14 protein-coding genes are annotated in these 16397 nt (G+C 71.9%); 8 read left to right on the top strand and 6 right to left on the bottom strand.

From position 1 onward, the window contains the following. Window positions 1-9 precede the first annotated feature (9 nt). The 5 genes from hutI to hutH are packed head-to-tail and all read right to left on the bottom strand — an operon-like array spanning window position 10 to window position 6828. Window positions 10-1167: an imidazolonepropionase gene (hutI, locus tag SM116_RS12930; RefSeq protein ID WP_320941389.1), complete on the bottom strand. Its 1158-nt coding sequence runs from the start codon at window positions 1165-1167 to the stop codon at window positions 10-12. A gap of 4 nt (window positions 1168-1171) precedes the next feature. Beyond that, window positions 1172-2410, bottom strand: a complete 1239-nt coding sequence (locus SM116_RS12935; RefSeq protein ID WP_320941390.1) for a formimidoylglutamate deiminase — start codon at window positions 2408-2410, stop codon at window positions 1172-1174. After that, window positions 2407-3609: an allantoate amidohydrolase gene (locus SM116_RS12940; RefSeq protein ID WP_320941391.1), complete on the bottom strand. Its 1203-nt coding sequence runs from the start codon at window positions 3607-3609 to the stop codon at window positions 2407-2409. The genes SM116_RS12935 and SM116_RS12940 overlap by 4 nt, the downstream gene beginning before the upstream one ends. A gap of 1 nt (window position 3610) precedes the next feature. Then, entirely contained in the window at window positions 3611-5269 is a 1659-nt protein-coding gene (gene hutU / locus SM116_RS12945) for a urocanate hydratase (RefSeq protein ID WP_320941392.1), read from the bottom strand. Between the two features lie 5 nt (window positions 5270-5274). Next, window positions 5275-6828, bottom strand: coding sequence for a histidine ammonia-lyase (gene hutH / locus SM116_RS12950; RefSeq protein ID WP_320941393.1), 1554 nt, complete (start codon window positions 6826-6828; stop codon window positions 5275-5277). Between the two features lie 61 nt (window positions 6829-6889). Between hutH and SM116_RS12955 the strand changes: the two genes are divergently transcribed. The 4 genes from SM116_RS12955 (at window position 6890) to SM116_RS12970 (ending at window position 10180) form a co-directional block, all read left to right on the top strand. Next, window positions 6890-7654, top strand: a complete 765-nt coding sequence (locus SM116_RS12955) for an IclR family transcriptional regulator (protein ID WP_320941394.1) — start codon at window positions 6890-6892, stop codon at window positions 7652-7654. 119 nt (window positions 7655-7773) lie between these two features. Then, on the top strand, window positions 7774-8199 hold the full coding sequence (locus SM116_RS12960) for a MarR family winged helix-turn-helix transcriptional regulator (RefSeq protein ID WP_320941395.1): 426 nt from the start codon (window positions 7774-7776) through the stop codon (window positions 8197-8199). 92 nt (window positions 8200-8291) lie between these two features. Further along, window positions 8292-8894 carry a winged helix-turn-helix domain-containing protein gene (locus tag SM116_RS12965; RefSeq protein WP_320941396.1) on the top strand — a complete coding sequence of 201 codons (603 nt, stop codon included), beginning with the start codon at window positions 8292-8294 and terminating at the stop codon, window positions 8892-8894. Continuing rightward, on the top strand, window positions 8891-10180 hold the full coding sequence (locus SM116_RS12970) for an MFS transporter (protein WP_320941397.1): 1290 nt from the start codon (window positions 8891-8893) through the stop codon (window positions 10178-10180). Before SM116_RS12965 ends, SM116_RS12970 begins: the two co-directional genes overlap by 4 nt. Here the strand turns inward: SM116_RS12970 and SM116_RS12975 are convergent. Continuing rightward, entirely contained in the window at window positions 10101-11111 is a 1011-nt protein-coding gene (locus tag SM116_RS12975; RefSeq protein ID WP_320944175.1) for a LacI family DNA-binding transcriptional regulator, read from the bottom strand. The two genes, SM116_RS12970 and SM116_RS12975, sit on opposite strands and share 80 nt — an antisense overlap. 133 nt (window positions 11112-11244) lie before the next feature. On the opposite strand from SM116_RS12975, the gene SM116_RS12980 reads away from it, so the two are divergent. Genes SM116_RS12980 through SM116_RS12995 form a run of 4 tightly spaced genes read left to right on the top strand, consistent with a single transcriptional unit; the run spans window position 11245 to window position 16381 of the window. After that, window positions 11245-12498 carry a sugar ABC transporter substrate-binding protein gene (locus tag SM116_RS12980; protein WP_320941398.1) on the top strand — a complete coding sequence of 418 codons (1254 nt, stop codon included), beginning with the start codon at window positions 11245-11247 and terminating at the stop codon, window positions 12496-12498. A gap of 4 nt (window positions 12499-12502) precedes the next feature. Next, window positions 12503-13606 carry a carbohydrate ABC transporter permease gene (locus tag SM116_RS12985; protein WP_320941399.1) on the top strand — a complete coding sequence of 368 codons (1104 nt, stop codon included), beginning with the start codon at window positions 12503-12505 and terminating at the stop codon, window positions 13604-13606. Further along, window positions 13599-14519 carry a carbohydrate ABC transporter permease gene (locus tag SM116_RS12990; protein WP_320941400.1) on the top strand — a complete coding sequence of 307 codons (921 nt, stop codon included), beginning with the start codon at window positions 13599-13601 and terminating at the stop codon, window positions 14517-14519. The genes SM116_RS12985 and SM116_RS12990 overlap by 8 nt, the downstream gene beginning before the upstream one ends. Next, a complete protein-coding gene (locus SM116_RS12995) occupies window positions 14516-16381 on the top strand; it encodes a glycogen debranching N-terminal domain-containing protein (protein ID WP_320941401.1) in 1866 nt (621 codons plus the stop codon). Before SM116_RS12990 ends, SM116_RS12995 begins: the two co-directional genes overlap by 4 nt. The last annotated feature ends 16 nt before the right edge of the window (window positions 16382-16397 follow it).

Raw genomic sequence — 16397 nt, forward strand, 5'->3', positions numbered from 1 at the left:
CCGATTCGGCTACGCGATCCGCACACCGTCCTTGTAGACGCTGTCGATCATCGGGACACCCGGCCGGTAGGCCAGGTGCACGCGCGTCGGCGCGTCCAGCACGACGAGGTCGGCGCGCATGCCGGTGGCGATCGCCCCGATGTCGTCGCGCCGCAGCGCACGGGCGCCGCCCGCGGTCGCCGCCCAGACCGCCTCGGAGGGCGTCATCCGCATCTCGCGCACCGCCAGCGCGACCATGAGGGGCATCGAGCTCGTGAAGCACGACCCGGGATTGCAGTCGCTGGCGATCGCGACGGTCGCCCCGGCGTCGAGGAGACGGCGCGCGTCGGGGTACGGCGAACGCGTGGAGAACTCCACTCCGGGCAGGAGCGTCGCGACCGTGTGCGACCCGGCGAGGGCGGCCACGTCGTCCTCGCTCAGGTAGGTGCAGTGGTCGACGGATGCCGCCCCCATCTGCACGGCCACCTGCACCCCCTCGCCGGGCCCGAGCTGGTTGCCGTGCAGGCGCGGCACGAGCCCGTGCTCGATGCCGGCGGCGAGGACTCTGCGCGCTTCGGCCGGGCTGAACGCGCCGGTCTCGCAGAACACGTCGATGTACTTGGCGTGCGGCGCGACGGCGCGCAGCATCGGTCCCGTCACGAGATCCAGGTAGTCCTCGCGGGCCTCGGCGTACTCGGTGGGCACGACGTGCGCGCCCAGGAACGTGACCTCGGGCGTGACCTCCGCGGCGAGCCGGGCGGCTCGGGCCTCGTCGTGCACCGTGAGTCCGTAGCCGGTCTTGACCTCGATCGTCGTCGTGCCCTGGCGGGCGCACTCGTCGACGAGCCGGCGCAGGTTGCGGCGCAATGCGTCGTCTGAGGCGGCACGCGTCGCGGCGACGGTGCGGCGTATGCCTCCCGCGGCATAGGGCACCCCCGACATCCGCGCCTCGAACTCGTCGGCGCGGTCTCCCGCGAAGACGAGGTGCGCGTGGCTGTCGACGAAGCCCGGGATGACGGCGCGCCCCCGGGCATCGAGGACCTCGGCGTGCTTCGGGGCGTCAGCCGCCGCTCCCACCCACGCGATGCGCTCGCCCTCGATCACCACGGCGGCATCCGTCACGGTGCCGAGCCGGTCGTCGCCGGACGGCACGTTCGTCGTCAGCTCGCCGATGTTCGTGATCAGCATGATGTCACTCCTCGGGGCGCGTGACACGGCCGGCCACGATCGTCGCGGTGACGTCGCCCGCGCGGGCGACGAGGGGAAGCTGGTCGATGTCCGCGCCGCGCACGCGCACGGAACCGAGACCGAGCTCGACGGCGTCGAACGGCGCTCCGACGCGGAGTCCCTCCGTTCCGGATCCCGCGCGCCACAGCTGCGCAGGAGAGAAGACGCCGCGACGCTGCAGGCGCAGCCGCTGGTCGAGCTCGAGGCGTGCGACCTCTTCCCAGGGGTCGATGACGGCGTTCTGATCGGACCCGATCGCCAGGCGCGCGCCGGCCGCGAGCAGCTCCGGCGCCGGGCCGATGCCGTCGCCGAGGTCGGCCTCGGTCGTCGGGCACATGACGACGGTCGCACCCGCGTCGCCGAGCAGGCGGATGTCCGCGTCGGTGAGGTGCGTCGCGTGGACGGCGTGAAGCCGGTCGGTGACGAGACCGTGCTGCGCCAGCAGCGCCGTCGGGGAGACGCCGTAGGCCGCCAGGCACTGCTCGTTCTCCGCCGGCTGCTCCGAGACGTGCACATGCAGCGGCACGTCCTGCGGGAGGCCGGTCGCGACCGCGGACAGGTCGGCCGGCTCGACCGCGCGAACCGAGTGCACGGCCGCGCCGAGGGTCACGAGCGGGTACGACGCGAGCGCGTCGCGCAGGGAGTGCCACCGCCGCAGCCACGCGTCCGCATCGGCATCGCCGAACCGCCGCTGCTCGGGTGCGAGCGGCACGCCGACCCCGCCGCGCAGGTACAGCGTGTCGAGGAGCAGCAGCCGGATGCCGACGGCGTCGGCGGCATCCGCGAGCGCCACCTCCATGTCGTGCGCGGCATACGGTGTGCCGTCGACCTGGTGGTGCACGTAGTGGAACTCGCTCACCGAGGTGTAGCCCGCATCCCGCATCTCGCTGAACACCCGCGTCGCGAGCTCGCGGTAGCCGCTCGGCGTGAGCGCCGCAGCCTGGGCGTACATGCGCCTGCGCCACTGCCAGAAGTCGCCGCCGTCGGCGTGCGTGCGGCCGCGGAGGCTGCGGTGGAACGCGTGCGAGTGCGCGTCGACGAAGCCGGGGACGACGGCGACCAGACTGTGGTCGCCCGGCTGGGCGGTGGTGCCGAGGTCGATGCCCGTGATGAGTCCGCCGTCGGTCTCGACGCGGACGCCCTGCTCGAAGCGGCCACCGGTCTCGGAGGCGACGCGTGCGAGCCCGCAGTGGAACGACGTCATGAGGCCAGCTCTCGCAGGGTGTCGGCGAGCGCGGCCGCTCCCGCCTCGCAGTCCTCGTCGCGGGCGCCTTCCCCCGGCGCGTGAGAGACACCCGTCGGGTTCCGCACGAAGATCATCGCGGTCGGCACGGAGGGGGCGAGGATGCCCGCATCGTGTCCGGCGCCGGTCGGGATGGCGGGCACTCCGCCGAGGATGCCGCCGATGCGCTCCGTCAGGCCCGCGTCGAAGGCGACGATCGACGAGAACGACTCCTCGGCCACGGTCAGCGTGCAGCCTTCCGCGGCGACGAGCTCCTCGGCCCGTGCGAGAGTGTCGGCGAGAAGGGTGCGGACGTCGTCGTCGGCGCCTGCGCGGATGTCGAGCCACGCCTCGGCGCGCGACGCGATGACGTTGGTGCCGTTCGGCGTGACGGCGAGACGGCCGACGGTCGCGCGGGCGCCCCGGCCTGCGGCGACGGCGGTGTCGCGCGCCGCCAGCACGACCTCCGCGAGGGCGACGATCGGGTCGTGGCGCGCGACCATGGGTGTGGTGCCGGCGTGGTTGCCCTCGCCGTCGACCGTCAGCCGCCAGCGGCCATGCGGGATGATCGCGGATGCCGTGGCCAGCGGCATCCCGCGATCCTCCAGATCGACGCCCTGCTCGACGTGCAGCTCGATGAACGCCCCGAGGCGTCCGAGGCGCTCGGGGTCGGGTCCGATGGTCGAGGGATCGAGGCCCGCGGCCGTCCACGCCTGGTCGAACGTCACGCCCTCGCGGTCCGCGCGGGCGCGCACGTCGGCCGGATCGGACGCACCGACCATGAGCCGGGATCCGAGGCAGGGCAGGCCGAAGCGGCTCCCCTCCTCCTCGGCGAAGACCACCACGGCGATCGGGCGGGTCGGGCGGAAGCCCTCCGCCTGCAGCCGCGCCACGGCCTCCAGAGCGGAGGCCACCCCGAGCGGCCCGTCGTAGGCGCCGCCGCCGGGCACGGAGTCGAGGTGGCTGCCGGTGGCCACGGCATCCATTCCCGGCTCGCCCCACCATGCCCACAGGTTGGCGTTGCCGTCCTGCTCGACGAAGAGCCCGAGCGACTCGGCCGACCGGCGGAACCAGTCGCGCAGGGCGAGGTCGGCGTCATCCAGCAGGTGCCGCGAGTAGCCGCCCCGCACCGGGTCTCGCCCGATGTCGCCGATCTCGTCGAGCCTCGCGCGGACGCCCACGTCAGGCGTCCAGCATCGGGATCTTCAGGCCGCGCTCGCGGGCGACATCCTTCGCGTGCTCGTAGCCGGCGTCGACGTGGCGCATGACACCCGTGCCGGGGTCGTTCGTCAGCACGCGCTCGATCTTCTCGGCGGCCAGCGCCGAGCCGTCGGCGACGGTGACCTGGCCGGCGTGGATGGAGCGGCCGATGCCGACACCGCCGCCGTGGTGGATCGAGACCCAGGAGGCGCCCGACGCGGTGTTCAGCAGCGCGTTCAGGAGCGGCCAGTCGGCGATCGCGTCGGAGCCGTCCTTCATCGCCTCGGTCTCGCGGTACGGCGAGGCGACCGAGCCCGAGTCGAGGTGGTCGCGGCCGATGACGATGGGTCCCGTGAGCTCGCCGGAGGCCACCATCTCGTTGAACTTCAGACCGGCGAGGTGCCGCTCCTTGTAGCCGAGCCAGCAGATGCGGGCGGGCAGCCCCTCGAAGTGCACGGCCTCGCCGGCCTTCTCGAGCCAGCGGTGCAGCGACGCGTCCTCGGGGAAGAGCTCGGCGACGGCGCGGTCGGTCTTGCGGATGTCCTCCGGGTCGCCGGACAGCGCCACCCAGCGGAACGGGCCGCGGCCCGACTCGAACTGCGGGCGGATGTACGCGGGCACGAAGCCCGGGAATGCGAACGCGCGGTCGTAGCCGCCCAGCTGCGCCTCGGCCCGGATGGAGTTGCCGTAGTCGAACACGGCGGCACCGGCATCCATGAATCCGACCATGGCCTCGACGTGCGCGGCCATGCTCGTGCGGGCCTTCTCGGTGAAGCCCTCGGGGTCGGCGGCGGCCGCATCCTTCCACTCCTCGAACGCGATGCCGAGGGGCAGGTAGGCGAGCGGGTCGTGCGCGCTCGTCTGGTCGGTCACGATGTCGATCGGCACGCCCCGGCGCAGGAGCTCGGGGAAGATCTCCGCCGCGTTGCCGACCACGCCCACCGAGTGAGCCTGGCCGGCCTCCTTGGCGGCCACGGCACGCGCGATCGCGGTGTCGAGGTCGGTCGTGTACTCGTCGAGGTAGCCGTGCTCGACGCGACGGGCCAGACGCGACTCGTCGACGTCGACGATGAGCACCGCACCGTCGTTGAGCGTGACGGCCAGCGGCTGCGCGCCGCCCATGCCGCCCGCTCCGGCGGTGAGGCTGAGCGTGCCCTTCAGCGAGTCGCGACCGAGCGAACGGGCGACCGCGGCGAAGGTCTCGTACGTGCCCTGCAGGATGCCCTGCGAGCCGATGTAGATCCACGAGCCGGCGGTCATCTGGCCGTACATCGTGAGGCCGAGGTCCTCGAGGCGGCGGAATTCGGGCCAGGTCGCCCAGTCGCCGACGAGGTTCGAGTTGGCGATGAGCACGCGCGGCGCCCACTCGTGCGTGCGGAACACGCCGACCGGCTTGCCGGACTGCACGAGCAGCGTCTCGTCCGGCTCGAGCTCGTCGAGCGTGCGGATGATGGCGTCGAACGCCTGCCAGCTGCGGGCCGCGCGCCCGGTGCCGCCGTAGACGACGAGATCCTCCGGGTGCTCTGCCACCTCCGGGTCGAGGTTGTTCATGAGCATGCGCTTCGCGGCCTCGGCGCCCCAGCTCTTCGCGGTGCGCTCAGTGCCGCGCGGCGCGCGGATGGTGCGGATGTCGGTGGTCATCGTGTTCACTCCTTCGTAGCGGCGGCGAGCGCCGTGCGGGCGAGGGCGCCCGAGATCACCAGGGCCGTCACGGCCTCGATGTCGGGCGAGAGGAAGCGGTCGGGGCCGGGGCCCTCGACCTCGGTGCGGACGAGGGCGCGCACGGCGCTCGTCACGGGGCCGGGCTGCAGCGGTGCGCGCAGGTCCAGGGCGCGGCATCCCGTGACGACCTCCACCGCGAGCACGCGGGAGAGCCCGTCGATCGCGCGGCGGAGCTTGCGGGCGGCGGCCCACCCCATCGACACGTGGTCCTCCTGCATCGCGGACGACGGGATCGAGTCGACGGATGCCGGGACCGCCAGGCGCTTGAGCTCCGAGACGATCCCGGCGGCGGCGTACTGCGCGATCATGAGGCCCGAGTCGACGCCGACCTCGTGCGCGAGGAACGGCGGGAGACCGTGGCTGCGGGCCGGGTCCAGAGCGCGGTCCGTGCGGCGCTCGGACACCGAGGCGACGTCGGCGACCGCGATCGCGAGGAAATCGAGGACGTACGCGACCGGTGCGCCGTGGAAATTGCCGTTGGACTCGACGCGGCCGTCGTCGGTGAGTACGGGGTTGTCGACCGCGGCGGCCAGCTCGCGCCCGGCGATGAGGGCCGCGTGGGCCATCGTGTCGCGGGCGGCGCCGTGCACCTGCGGCGAGCAGCGCAGCGAGTAGGCGTCCTGCACGCGGCCGTCCTCCGGGCCGCGGTGGCTCGCGACCATGGGCGAGTCCGCGAGGAAGGCCCGCAGGTTCGCGGCCGACTCGGCCTGGCCGACCTGGGGGCGCAGCAGCTGCAGGTCCGCCGCGAACACGGCGTCGGTGCCCAGCTGGCTCTCCACCGACAGCGCGGCGGACAGGTCGGCGGTGTCGAGCAGGATGCCCAGATCGTGCAGGGCGAGCAGCAGCATGCCGAGCATCCCGTCCGTGCCGTTGATGAGGGCGAGACCCTCCTTCTCGCGCAGTTCCAGGGGGGCGATGGATGCGGCGGCCAGGGCCTGCGCCGCATCCATCTCGACGCCCGCCGCGTCTCGGACGCGACCCTCCCCCATCGCCGCGAGCGCGACATGGGCGAGGGGGGCGAGGTCGCCCGAGCATCCGAGCGAGCCGTACTCGCGCACGATCGGCGTGATGCCGGCGTTCAGCATGGCCGCGTACGTCTCGACGACGATCGGGCGCACGCCCGTGTGACCGGTGGCGAGGGTCTGCAGACGCAGCAGCTGAAGCGCACGCACGACCTCGCGCTCCACCTCGGCGCCCGTGCCCGACGCGTGCGAGCGGATGAGGCTGGCCTGCAGCTGCATGCGGCGCTCGAGGGGGATGAATTTCGTGGCGAGCGCGCCGAAGCCGGTGGAGATGCCGTAGTGCGGGTGGGGGTCGTCGGCGAGTCGGTCGACGAGGGCGCGGGATGCGGCGACCTTCTCCAGCGCGCTGCCGGCGATCTCGATCTCGGCGCCGCGGCGTGCGACGGCGACGACGTCGGCGGGACTGAGCGGTGCGGCACCCACGAGGACGGTACGGAGAACGGGGGCGGAAGTCATAAGGCGATTCCACACCGCGCCACTACCGGGCGCGAGAGGTTCGTGGCATCCTGTGTCTGCCATGCCAGACAACTCCCCCCAGGTCCCCGCGGCGGATCAGACGCTGCGCATCCTCGCCTATCTCGCCCGCCAGCCCGGCCCCGTCGCGGCCGCGACCATGGCGGCGAGCCTCGGGATTCCGCGCTCCAGCGTCTACCACCTGCTCGGCTCGATGCAGCAGCACGGCTTCGTCGTCCACCTCCCCGAGGACCGCCGGTGGGGTCTCGGGACCGCCGCGTTCGAGCTCGCCGGCGGGTACTCGCGGCAGCAGCCGATCGCCCGCCTCGGCCGCACCCTGATCGCCGCCCTCGCCGACCGGTCCGGAGAGAGCGCGCACCTCGCGGTCATGACCGGGCGCGACGTGCTGTACGTCGTGGAGGAGCGTGCGCCGAGGCGCCCCGCCCTCGTCACCGACGTCGGCGTGCGCCTTCCCGCGCACCTCACGGCGACCGGGCGGGCGATGCTCGCGGCCCTCCCCCGCGAGCAGGTGCGGGCGCTCTACCCGGATGCCTCGGCCTTCGCCGATCGCACGGGTCGCGGCCCGAATCGCCCGAGCGACCTGCGCGAGGTGCTGCGTCAGGTGCGCGCCGACGGGTTCGCGAGCGAGGACGGCGAGGTGACTCTCGGCCTCCGCTCGGTCGGCGTGGCGGTGCGCGATCACACCGGCTGGCCGCTGGCGGCGCTCGCGGTCACGTGGCCCGAGGAATCCGCGCAGGATGCCGCATCCATGGCCCCTCTCATCCAGGCGGCAGCCGGCGAGCTCCAACGCCGGCTGCGCCGCCGTTGAGGCGCGACCATCATGTCGCTCGTCGGTGCAGTGGCGTCCTTCAGCCGAGGACGTCACTATGTTCACACAGAGGAGAACACGCAGGCCGACCCCCGGCCGGTGTCCGCCGAGGAGGTTCGATGAACGCAACACGCACCAGTCAGGATGCGGCGCGGCTGGCGATCGCGATCGGCCGGATCAACCGGCGCATCCGTCCGCCCGAAGACGGCATGACGCACGGGCAGCTCTCCGTCCTCTCGACGATCGTCCGGCGGGGGCCCCTTCGTCCCGGGGACATCGCGCGGCGCGAGCACCTCGCACCGCCGTCGGTGACCCGCCTCGTCGCCGACCTCGAGTCGCGGGGCCTCGTCGGGCGCGAGCCCGACCCGGCCGACCGGCGATCGTTCTTCGTGCTCGCCACGCCCCAGGGCGAGAGGGCGGTCTTGCGGGCGCGCGCCGAGCGCGCCGAGCGGATCGGGGTGCTCCTGGCGGCACTGGACGACGACGAGCACGCCGCCGTCGTGGCGGCTCTGGACGCGCTGGAGCGCATCGCCGAGCCGGGCTGAATCCAGGATCCTGAAAAGGTCTTTCACTTTTCACGTTCAGGGCGTACTCTGAAAGAGTCTTTCGAAATGCTCTTTCAGACTGGAGGTGCGCCATGGCGGAGCCCAAGCCCGAGATGCGGCGACGACTGGACGACCCCGAGGCGATCGAGGCTCTCGCTCATCCGGTCCGCCTGAATCTCCTCGGCTACCTCATGTCGGAGGGTCCGGCCACCGCATCCGCGTGCGCGCGTGCCGTGGGCGACTCGCCGTCGAACTGCAGCTACCACCTGCGCGTTCTGGCGAGGCACGGCCTTGTCGAGCCGGTGGATTCCGTCGACGGGCGGGAGCGGCCGTGGCGGGCCACGGTCACCGGCCTCGACACGCATCTCGACTCCGCCGATCCCGACGTCGCCGCGAGTGCCGAGGGCATGATCGCCGCGGCCCTCCAGCTCGAGTACCAGCTGGCGCGCGAGCATCTGCGCACACGCGACCGCCTCGACCCCGACTGGCGCGAGACGGATGCGCACATGACCTACGGCCTGCGGGTGACGCCGGCGGAGCTGCGCTCCCTCGTCGAGGGCATCGACGCGCTCCTGCGCCCCTACATCGCCGCGACCCGGGGCGACGCACCCGACGGGTCGGCGGTCGCCGAGGTGTCGGTGCTCGCGTTCCCGCGACCGTCCTTCGGCGCGCCCGAGCCGGGGGTGCAGTCATGAGCAGCGCGTTCGGCATCCCCGCCTTCCGCCGCCTGTGGGTCGCGGGCCTCGTGTCCGACACGGGCGACTGGTTCCTGTTCATCGCGCTGCCGCTCGTCGTGCTGCGCCTGAGCGGCTCGGCCGTCGGCACGTCGCTCGCGTTCCTCCTCGAGCTCGCGCCGGCGGTCGTCCTCGCGCCCCTCGCGGCCCGGCTCGCCGGGCGCCTGGACCGACGCCTCCTCATGGTCTGCACGAACGTGGGCCAGGCGCTCGCGCTGATCCCCCTGCTGTTCGTGCGCTCACCCGAGGATCTGCCGATCGCGTACGCGGTCATCGCGGTGCACGCGTCGCTCGCCGCGCTCTTCGAGCCCGCGAAGAACTCGATGCTCCCGGATCTCGTCGAGGCCGACCGGCTGGTCAGTGCGAACGCCCTCATCGGCCTGAACCAGAACCTCGCGCGGCTGGTCGGCGGGCCGCTCGGCGGCGTCGCGCTCATGGTCGGCGGGCTCGGTCTCGTCGTGGCTCTGGATGCCGCGAGCTATGTGATCTCGGCGATCCTCATCGCGACGCTCCCCCGCGCCGCCGGTCGCCCCGCGGGCGTGGGCGAACATGAGACGGCGTCGGCGCCGATGGGCGTCGGCGCGGCGCTGCGGCTGCGCGCGCTGCGGGCGGTCTACGCGATCGTCGGCCTCGCGAGCGTCGCGCAGGGCATGTTCCTCGTGCTGTTCCTGCTTTTCGTCACCGACCCGCTGCACGGCAGCGACGCGGATGTCGGGCTCCTGCGCGGCATCCAGGCGATCGGCGCGATCGTCGCCGGTCTGGCACTGGGGTTCTTCACGCGGGGGGCGAGCCCGCGCGCCCTGACCATCGGCAGCGTGTTCGCGTTCGGGCTCGTCTCGCTCGTGACGTGGAACCTGCCGAGTATCACCACCCAGCTCTGGCCGTACGTCGTGCTGTTCGCGATCGTCGGCGCACCGGGCGTCATCATGATGACCGGCGTCATGAGCATCATGCAGACCGCGGCCGCTCCCCGCGAGCGCGCAGCGGCGTTCGCCTCCCTCGGTCTCGTCGCCGCCGTGGGTCAGGCGGTCGGCATCCTGCTCGCGGGACTGGCGGGTGACCCCGCGCTGCTCGTTCCGCTTCTCGACCTGCAGGCGTGCCTGTACCTCGCTGCGGGCGTCGTCGGACTGATCTGGATGCGGCGCCCCGCCGCCGACGCGGAGCCGGCTACGCCGCGGGGCGGCGCACGACCAGTCGAGGCTCCACCAGCACGTGGGCGTGACCGGGAGAGGCCGAGCGGGGACTGATCGCCGTCCGCTCCCCCATCAGCAGCTCGAGCACGCCCTCGGCCACCTTCTCCGGCAGCTGCTCGACGCTGGAGATTCCGAGAGCCTCCGCCGCCGGAGTGTTGTCGAAGCCGATCACCGGCATGTCCGCGCCGGCGTCCGTCGCCGCGAGATGCGCGCCGATCGCCAGCACGTCGCTCGCGCACACCAGAGCGTCGAACTCGCGCGACGCGAGCGCCGCGGCGGCAGCGGCGCGACCCTCGGCGACGCTCTCCACCGCGGTCAGCCGTGGCGCGGGGGGCAGGCCGCCGCGGGCCTCCAGCCATCCCCGCTCGCGGTCGTCGCCGGTGCCCGACCCGCCGGGCCAGCCGAGGAACGCGACCCGCGGGCCCACCTGGCCCATCGCGTACTCCGTCGCCGCGCGCGTTCCGGCGGCCCCGTCGACGTCGACCCAGAGATGCGCGGGGTCGTCGATGTCGTCGACGCCCCACGGACGCCCGAACGACACGAACGGCAGGTCGCGCTCGGCGAGCCAGACCGTGCGCGGGTCGCCGTGGAACGTCCCGGTGATGACGACGGCGTCGATCTCGCCGCCGTCCGCGAGCTCGGCCATCCGCGCGATCTCGTCCTCGGGAGATCGCGCCGCGTACACGAGCACGCGCTGCCGCCGCTCGCCGGCCTGCTCGGTGAGCGCGTGCACGAATCGGTCGAGCACGACGCCGGAGATGCCTCCGGCGTACGGATCGAGGTGGATGCCGATGGTGGAGCTGCGCTGCAGCCGCAGCCGACGGGCGGACGCGTGCGGGGCGTAGCCGAGAGCGGTGATCGCCGCACGGACCCGCTCGCGCGTGGCCTCGCGCACGATGTCGGGCGCGTTGAGCACGTTGCTGACGGTCTGCCGCGACACTCCGGCCGCCTGCGCGACGTCCTCGATGGTCGCGGCTCGGCGCATCGTCATCCCTCGCCACCCCCTTGACACTCGTGATGGCATCACCTTATCGTGGCTCTGCGTCCGGGATTTGAACGATCAAATTTTCCCAGCAGTCGACTTCCCGACGCTCACCGATGCAATCGAAGGAGATCTGATGTCGCGACACACAGCACGCGCCGCCATCGCCGTGGGCGGCACCGTCATCGCCGCCCTCGCGCTCGCCGGCTGTGGCCAAGGGTTCAGCAGCGGCGGCTCGTCGGGGTCGGCCGGAGGCCTGACCTCGTCCAAGAAGCCGATCACGCTCATGATCGGCTCCAGCGGAGACGCGGAGACGAAGGCCGTTCAGGATGCCGCGTCCGCCTGGTCGAAGAAGTCCGGCGTCGACGTGACCGTCGTGCCCGCGACCAACCTCTCGCAGCAGCTCTCGCAGGGCTTCGCGGCCGGCTCGCCGCCGGACGTGTTCTACCTGTCGACGGACGCGATCGCGGGTCTCGTGCAGAACAAGTCGCTGAAGGCGTACGGCGACATGCTCGGCAACAAGAGCGACTTCTACCCGTCGCTCGTGAAGAACTTCAGCGTGAACGGCACGTTCTACTGCGCGCCGAAGGACTTCTCGACGCTGCAGCTGATCATCAACACCGACCTCTGGACCAAGGCGGGCCTGACGGATGCCGACATCCCGAAGACATGGGACCAGCTGGCCGAGGACGCCAAGAAGCTGACGAGCGGCACCACCAAGGGCCTCGTCTTCAGCGGCGAGTACGCCCGTATCGGCGCCTTCATGGCCGAGGCCGGCGGACGGCTCGTGTCGGAGGACGGCAAGAAGGCCGAGGCCGACAGCGCCGCGAACGTGAAGGCGCTCGACTACGTGAAGCAGCACCTGAACGACGGCACGTTCGCATACGCGAAGGATGTGGGGGCAGGATGGGGCGGCGAGGCGTTCGGCAAGCAGCTGGGCGCCATGACGATCGAGGGCAACTGGATCACCGGCGCCATGCAGAGCGACTACCCGAACGTGAAGTACAAGGTCGTCGAGCTGCCCGCGGGGCCCGCCGGCAAGGGCACGCTGCAGTTCACGAACTGCTGGGGCATGTCCGCGGCGAGCAAGAACCAGAAGGCCGGGCTCGACTTCATCCAGTTCCTCACGTCGTCCGAGCAGCAGCTGACCTTCTCGAAGGCCTTCGGGCCGATGCCGTCGGTGAAGTCGGCCGCCGCCACGTGGAAGGCCGACAACGCGCCGCTCGTGCCGTTCCTGACGGGTGCGGACTACGCGCAGGGCGTGCCGACGAACGCCGGCGCGGCCGATGTCATCGCGGACTTCAACTCGCAGCTCGAGACGTTGAAGACGGCGGATCCGAAGACGATCCTGCAGTCGGTCCAGACGAACCTCGAAGCGGTCGTCAAGTAACACCATGACCGCTCCTGCCGCGCCGCGAACGGCCTCCGCCCCTCGCCGCCGCGGGTCCTCCGGGATCCGCGGCGGGGAGGGGGTGGCGGGGTGGCTCTTCGTCCTCCCCGTCGTCCTCATCCTCGGCGTCTTCCTGTTCATCCCGGTGCTCATGGCGCTGTGGGTGAGCTTCTCGGACTGGAACGGCAACGGCAGTCCGCTCTCGCCGAGCGTCAGCTTCATCGGGCTTCAGAACTATGCCGACGTCACGACGAGCGGCGGTCTGGCCGAGCGCAACTTCGGGCTGTCGCTGCGCAACAACGCCTGGTACGTGCTTCTCGTGGTGCCGCTCCAGACGGCGCTGTCGCTCTTGCTCGCCGTGCTGGTCAGCCGTGCGATGCTGCGCGGCCGCGGCTTCTTCCGCACCGCCTACTACTTCCCCTCCGTCACGAGCTCGGTCGCGATCACGGTGCTGTGGCTGTTCCTCTTCTCCACCACCGGCGTCGTGAACCAGATCATCGGATGGTTCGGCGGCCACGGGCCGAACTGGTTCCAGGATCCGCGCGGCCTGTTCCACCTGCTGGCGGGCACCACGCCAGGACCCGAGGTCCTCACGCAGGGGAAGTTCCTCGGCGTCACGTGGTGGGAGTGGACCGCAGGACCGTCCGTCGCGATGTTCGCGTTCATCCTGATGGCGATCTTCACCACGAGCGGCACGTTCATGCTGCTGTTCCTCGCCGCCCTCCAGAACATCGGCCCCGAGCTCGCCGAGGCGGCCATGGTGGACGGCGCGAACGGATGGCAGCGCTTCTGGCGCATCACGCTGCCCCAGCTGCGGCCCACGATCTTCACCGTCGTGACGCTCGGCCTTATCGGCTGCTGGCAGGTGTTCGACCAGATCTACACGGGAACCCAGGGCGGCCCGGGCAAGACCACGCTGACTCCCGCCTACCTGTCGTACCAGGCGTCCTTCCAGGATCAGAAGTGGGGCGACGGCGCCGCCATCGCCTTCATGCTGTTCGTGATCATCATCCTGTTCACCCTCCTCCAGCGTTGGGTGCTGCGCGACCGTCCCGTCTCGCGCCGCCGCATCCGCGCCTACCAGCCGAAGGGCGTGCGACATGGCTGAACCGGCCCTCCGCGAACCCGCCGTCGCGACGCATCCGCCGAGCCCGCCCACCGCAGCGCCCGCACGGCGCCACCGCGGCAGGCGCGGCGGCTCCCTCGGGAGCCGGATCGGCCTGTACGCGCTGCTCGTCGTGATCGCGCTCGTGTACATCTACCCGTTCCTCGTGCAGGTGTCGACCTCGTTCAAGACCGAGTCGGAGGCGGCGGCCGACCCCCTCTCGCTCATCCCGCAGACGTGGTCGTTCGCGGCCTACGATCGCCTGTTCGCGCACAGCGACTTTCCGCTGTGGTTCGCGAACTCGGCGATCGTGACGATCTGCGTGACGCTCGGCCGCGTGTTCTTCGTGTCGCTCGCCGGCTATGCGCTGGCGCGGCTCCACTTCCGTGGGCGCGGCGTGATCTTCGCGCTGGTCGTCGCCGTGATGGCCGTGCCGACGGTCGTGCTGCTCATCCCGAAGTTCCTCGTCCTGAACCAGCTCGGCCTGTACGACTCGTACTCCGGAATGATCCTGCCGCTGCTGGTGGATGCCGCGGGCGTGTTCATCATGAAGAACTTCTTCGAGTCGATCCCGGTCTCGGTGGAGGAGCAGGCGCGCATCGACGGCGCCGGCAGCTTCCGCATCTTCTGGTCGGTCGTGCTGCCGATGGCGCGTCCCGCGCTGATCACGATCGTCATCCTCTCGTTCCAGGGGTCCTGGAACGAGCTCGCGCACTTCATCGTGTCGACGCAGTCGCCGGCGCTCACGACGCTCACCAAGGGCGTCGCGGGGCTCGCCTCCGGCCAGCTCAGCCAGGGCAGCCAGTACCCCCTGAAGCTCGCCGCCGCCCTGCTCATGACCATCCCCGTCGCCGTGCTGTTCTTCATCTTCCAGCGGCGCATCATGAACACCAGTGAAGGAGCCGTCAAAGAATGACGTCGGGTCGACAGCCTTATCTCCACGACGCCGTCATCGCGCTCGCCGCCCCGACTCAGGCCTGGTCTCGCGACACCGGAGACATGGTCGCGCCGATCGACGGCGTCTATCACGGCGACCGGCGATTCATCGGCGGGATGGCGCTGCGCTGTGCGGGCGCCGTGCCCGAGCCGATCGGCGCCGCGCAACCCGTCATCTCGCACGTCGTCTTCGACGCGACCGTGCGCGAGATCGACGATCCCTCGCCGGATCCGCACGTGCGGCTCACGCGCGACCGGTCGGTCTCGCCGGGGGTGTTCGCCGAGACCATCACCCTCGCGTCGGTCGCGCCGGACCCGGTGGATGCCGTCGTCGCCCTGCGGGTCTGCCCGGACTTCCGTCAGCTGCAGGAGGTCAAGGCCGGCCTGGGCGCCGCGCGTCCCTGGGACGTCCGCCTCGAGGGCGAGAACGCGACGGTGACGGCCGAGCACGCCGAGCTGGTGCTGACCGCCGAAGGTGGCGCCTGGCGCCTGAGCGGGGACGAGCTGGAGGCGACGTGGTCGCTCCGGGTCGAGCCGGGGGATGCCGCATCCTTCACCCTCTCCGCCACCATGCGCGATGCGGAGCTCGTCGTGCAGGCGGCCCCGCCGGTGTCGTGGTCGCTCCCCGACGCGGGCGTCGATCCGCGCCTGGCCGCGTGGGTCCGCACGGCGCTCGGCGATCTCGCCGCCTTGCGACTCGCCCTTCCCGACCACCCCGCCGACGCATTCCTCGCCGCCGGTGCACCGTGGTTCCTCACGCTCTTCGGGCGCGACAGCCTGTGGGCCGCGCGGCTGATGCTGCCCGTCGACGTCGGGCTCGCCGCATCCACGCTCCGCGTGCTCGCGCGCCTGCAGGGCACGAAGGACGATCCCCATACCGAGGAGGAGCCGGGCAAGATCGCGCACGAGCTGCGCGCCGGCGAGTTCCGCATGCCGGGCGAAGGGATCGTGCTGCCGCCGCTCTACTACGGCACCGTCGACGCGACCGCACTGTGGGTGAGCCTGCTCGTCGAGGCGGCGGACCGCGGGATGCCGGAACCGGGGGTGCGGGAGCTGCTGCCGAACCTCCGCGCCGCCCTCGACTGGATCGTGCGCAGCGCCGGCGACGGCTTCCTCTCCTACATCGACCGCTCCGGGCGGGGGCTCGCCAACCAGGGCTGGAAGGACTCGGGCGACTCGATCCAGTGGCGGGACGGGTCGCTCGCCGACGGACCGATCGCCCTCTGCGAAGTGCAGGGCTACGCCTACGAGGCCGCCGTCGGCGCCGCGGGGCTCCTCGACCGGCTCGGCGAGGGCGGTGGCGACGACCTCCGCTCGTGGGCCGAGACGCTGCGCCGGCGGTTCGCCGAGAGCTTCTGGGTCGAGACGCCCGAGGGCCGCTACCCGGGGGTCGCGCTCGACCGCGACGGCCGCGCGGTGGACACCCTGACCTCGAACATCGGCCACCTGCTCGGCACGGGCATCCTCTCCCCCGCCGAGGAGCGGGACGTCGCGCGTCTGCTCGTAGGTTCATCGATGTCGTCCGGGTTCGGCATCCGGACGCTGTCGACGGATGCCGCCGGCTACTGGCCGCTCGGCTACCACCGGGGATCGGTGTGGGCGCACGACAGCGCGATCGTCGCGCACGGGATGCTGCGCGCCGGCCTCCGCACGGAAGCGCTCGAGGTCGTCGATGGACTGCTGGGCGCGGCAACCGCGTTCGGCTACCGCATGCCGGAGCTGCACAGCGGCGATTCATCGGCCGATCGCGCCGTGCCCGCACCGTACCCGGCCGCCTGCCGCCCGCAGGCGTGGTCGGCGGCGGCCGCGATCACCTGCCTGGAGATCGTCCGCGCGGGGTGAAACGGCCATCCGTGCC

Source organism: Microbacterium rhizosphaerae (genome assembly GCF_034120055.1).
Lineage (GTDB): Bacteria > Actinomycetota > Actinomycetes > Actinomycetales > Microbacteriaceae > Microbacterium > Microbacterium rhizosphaerae.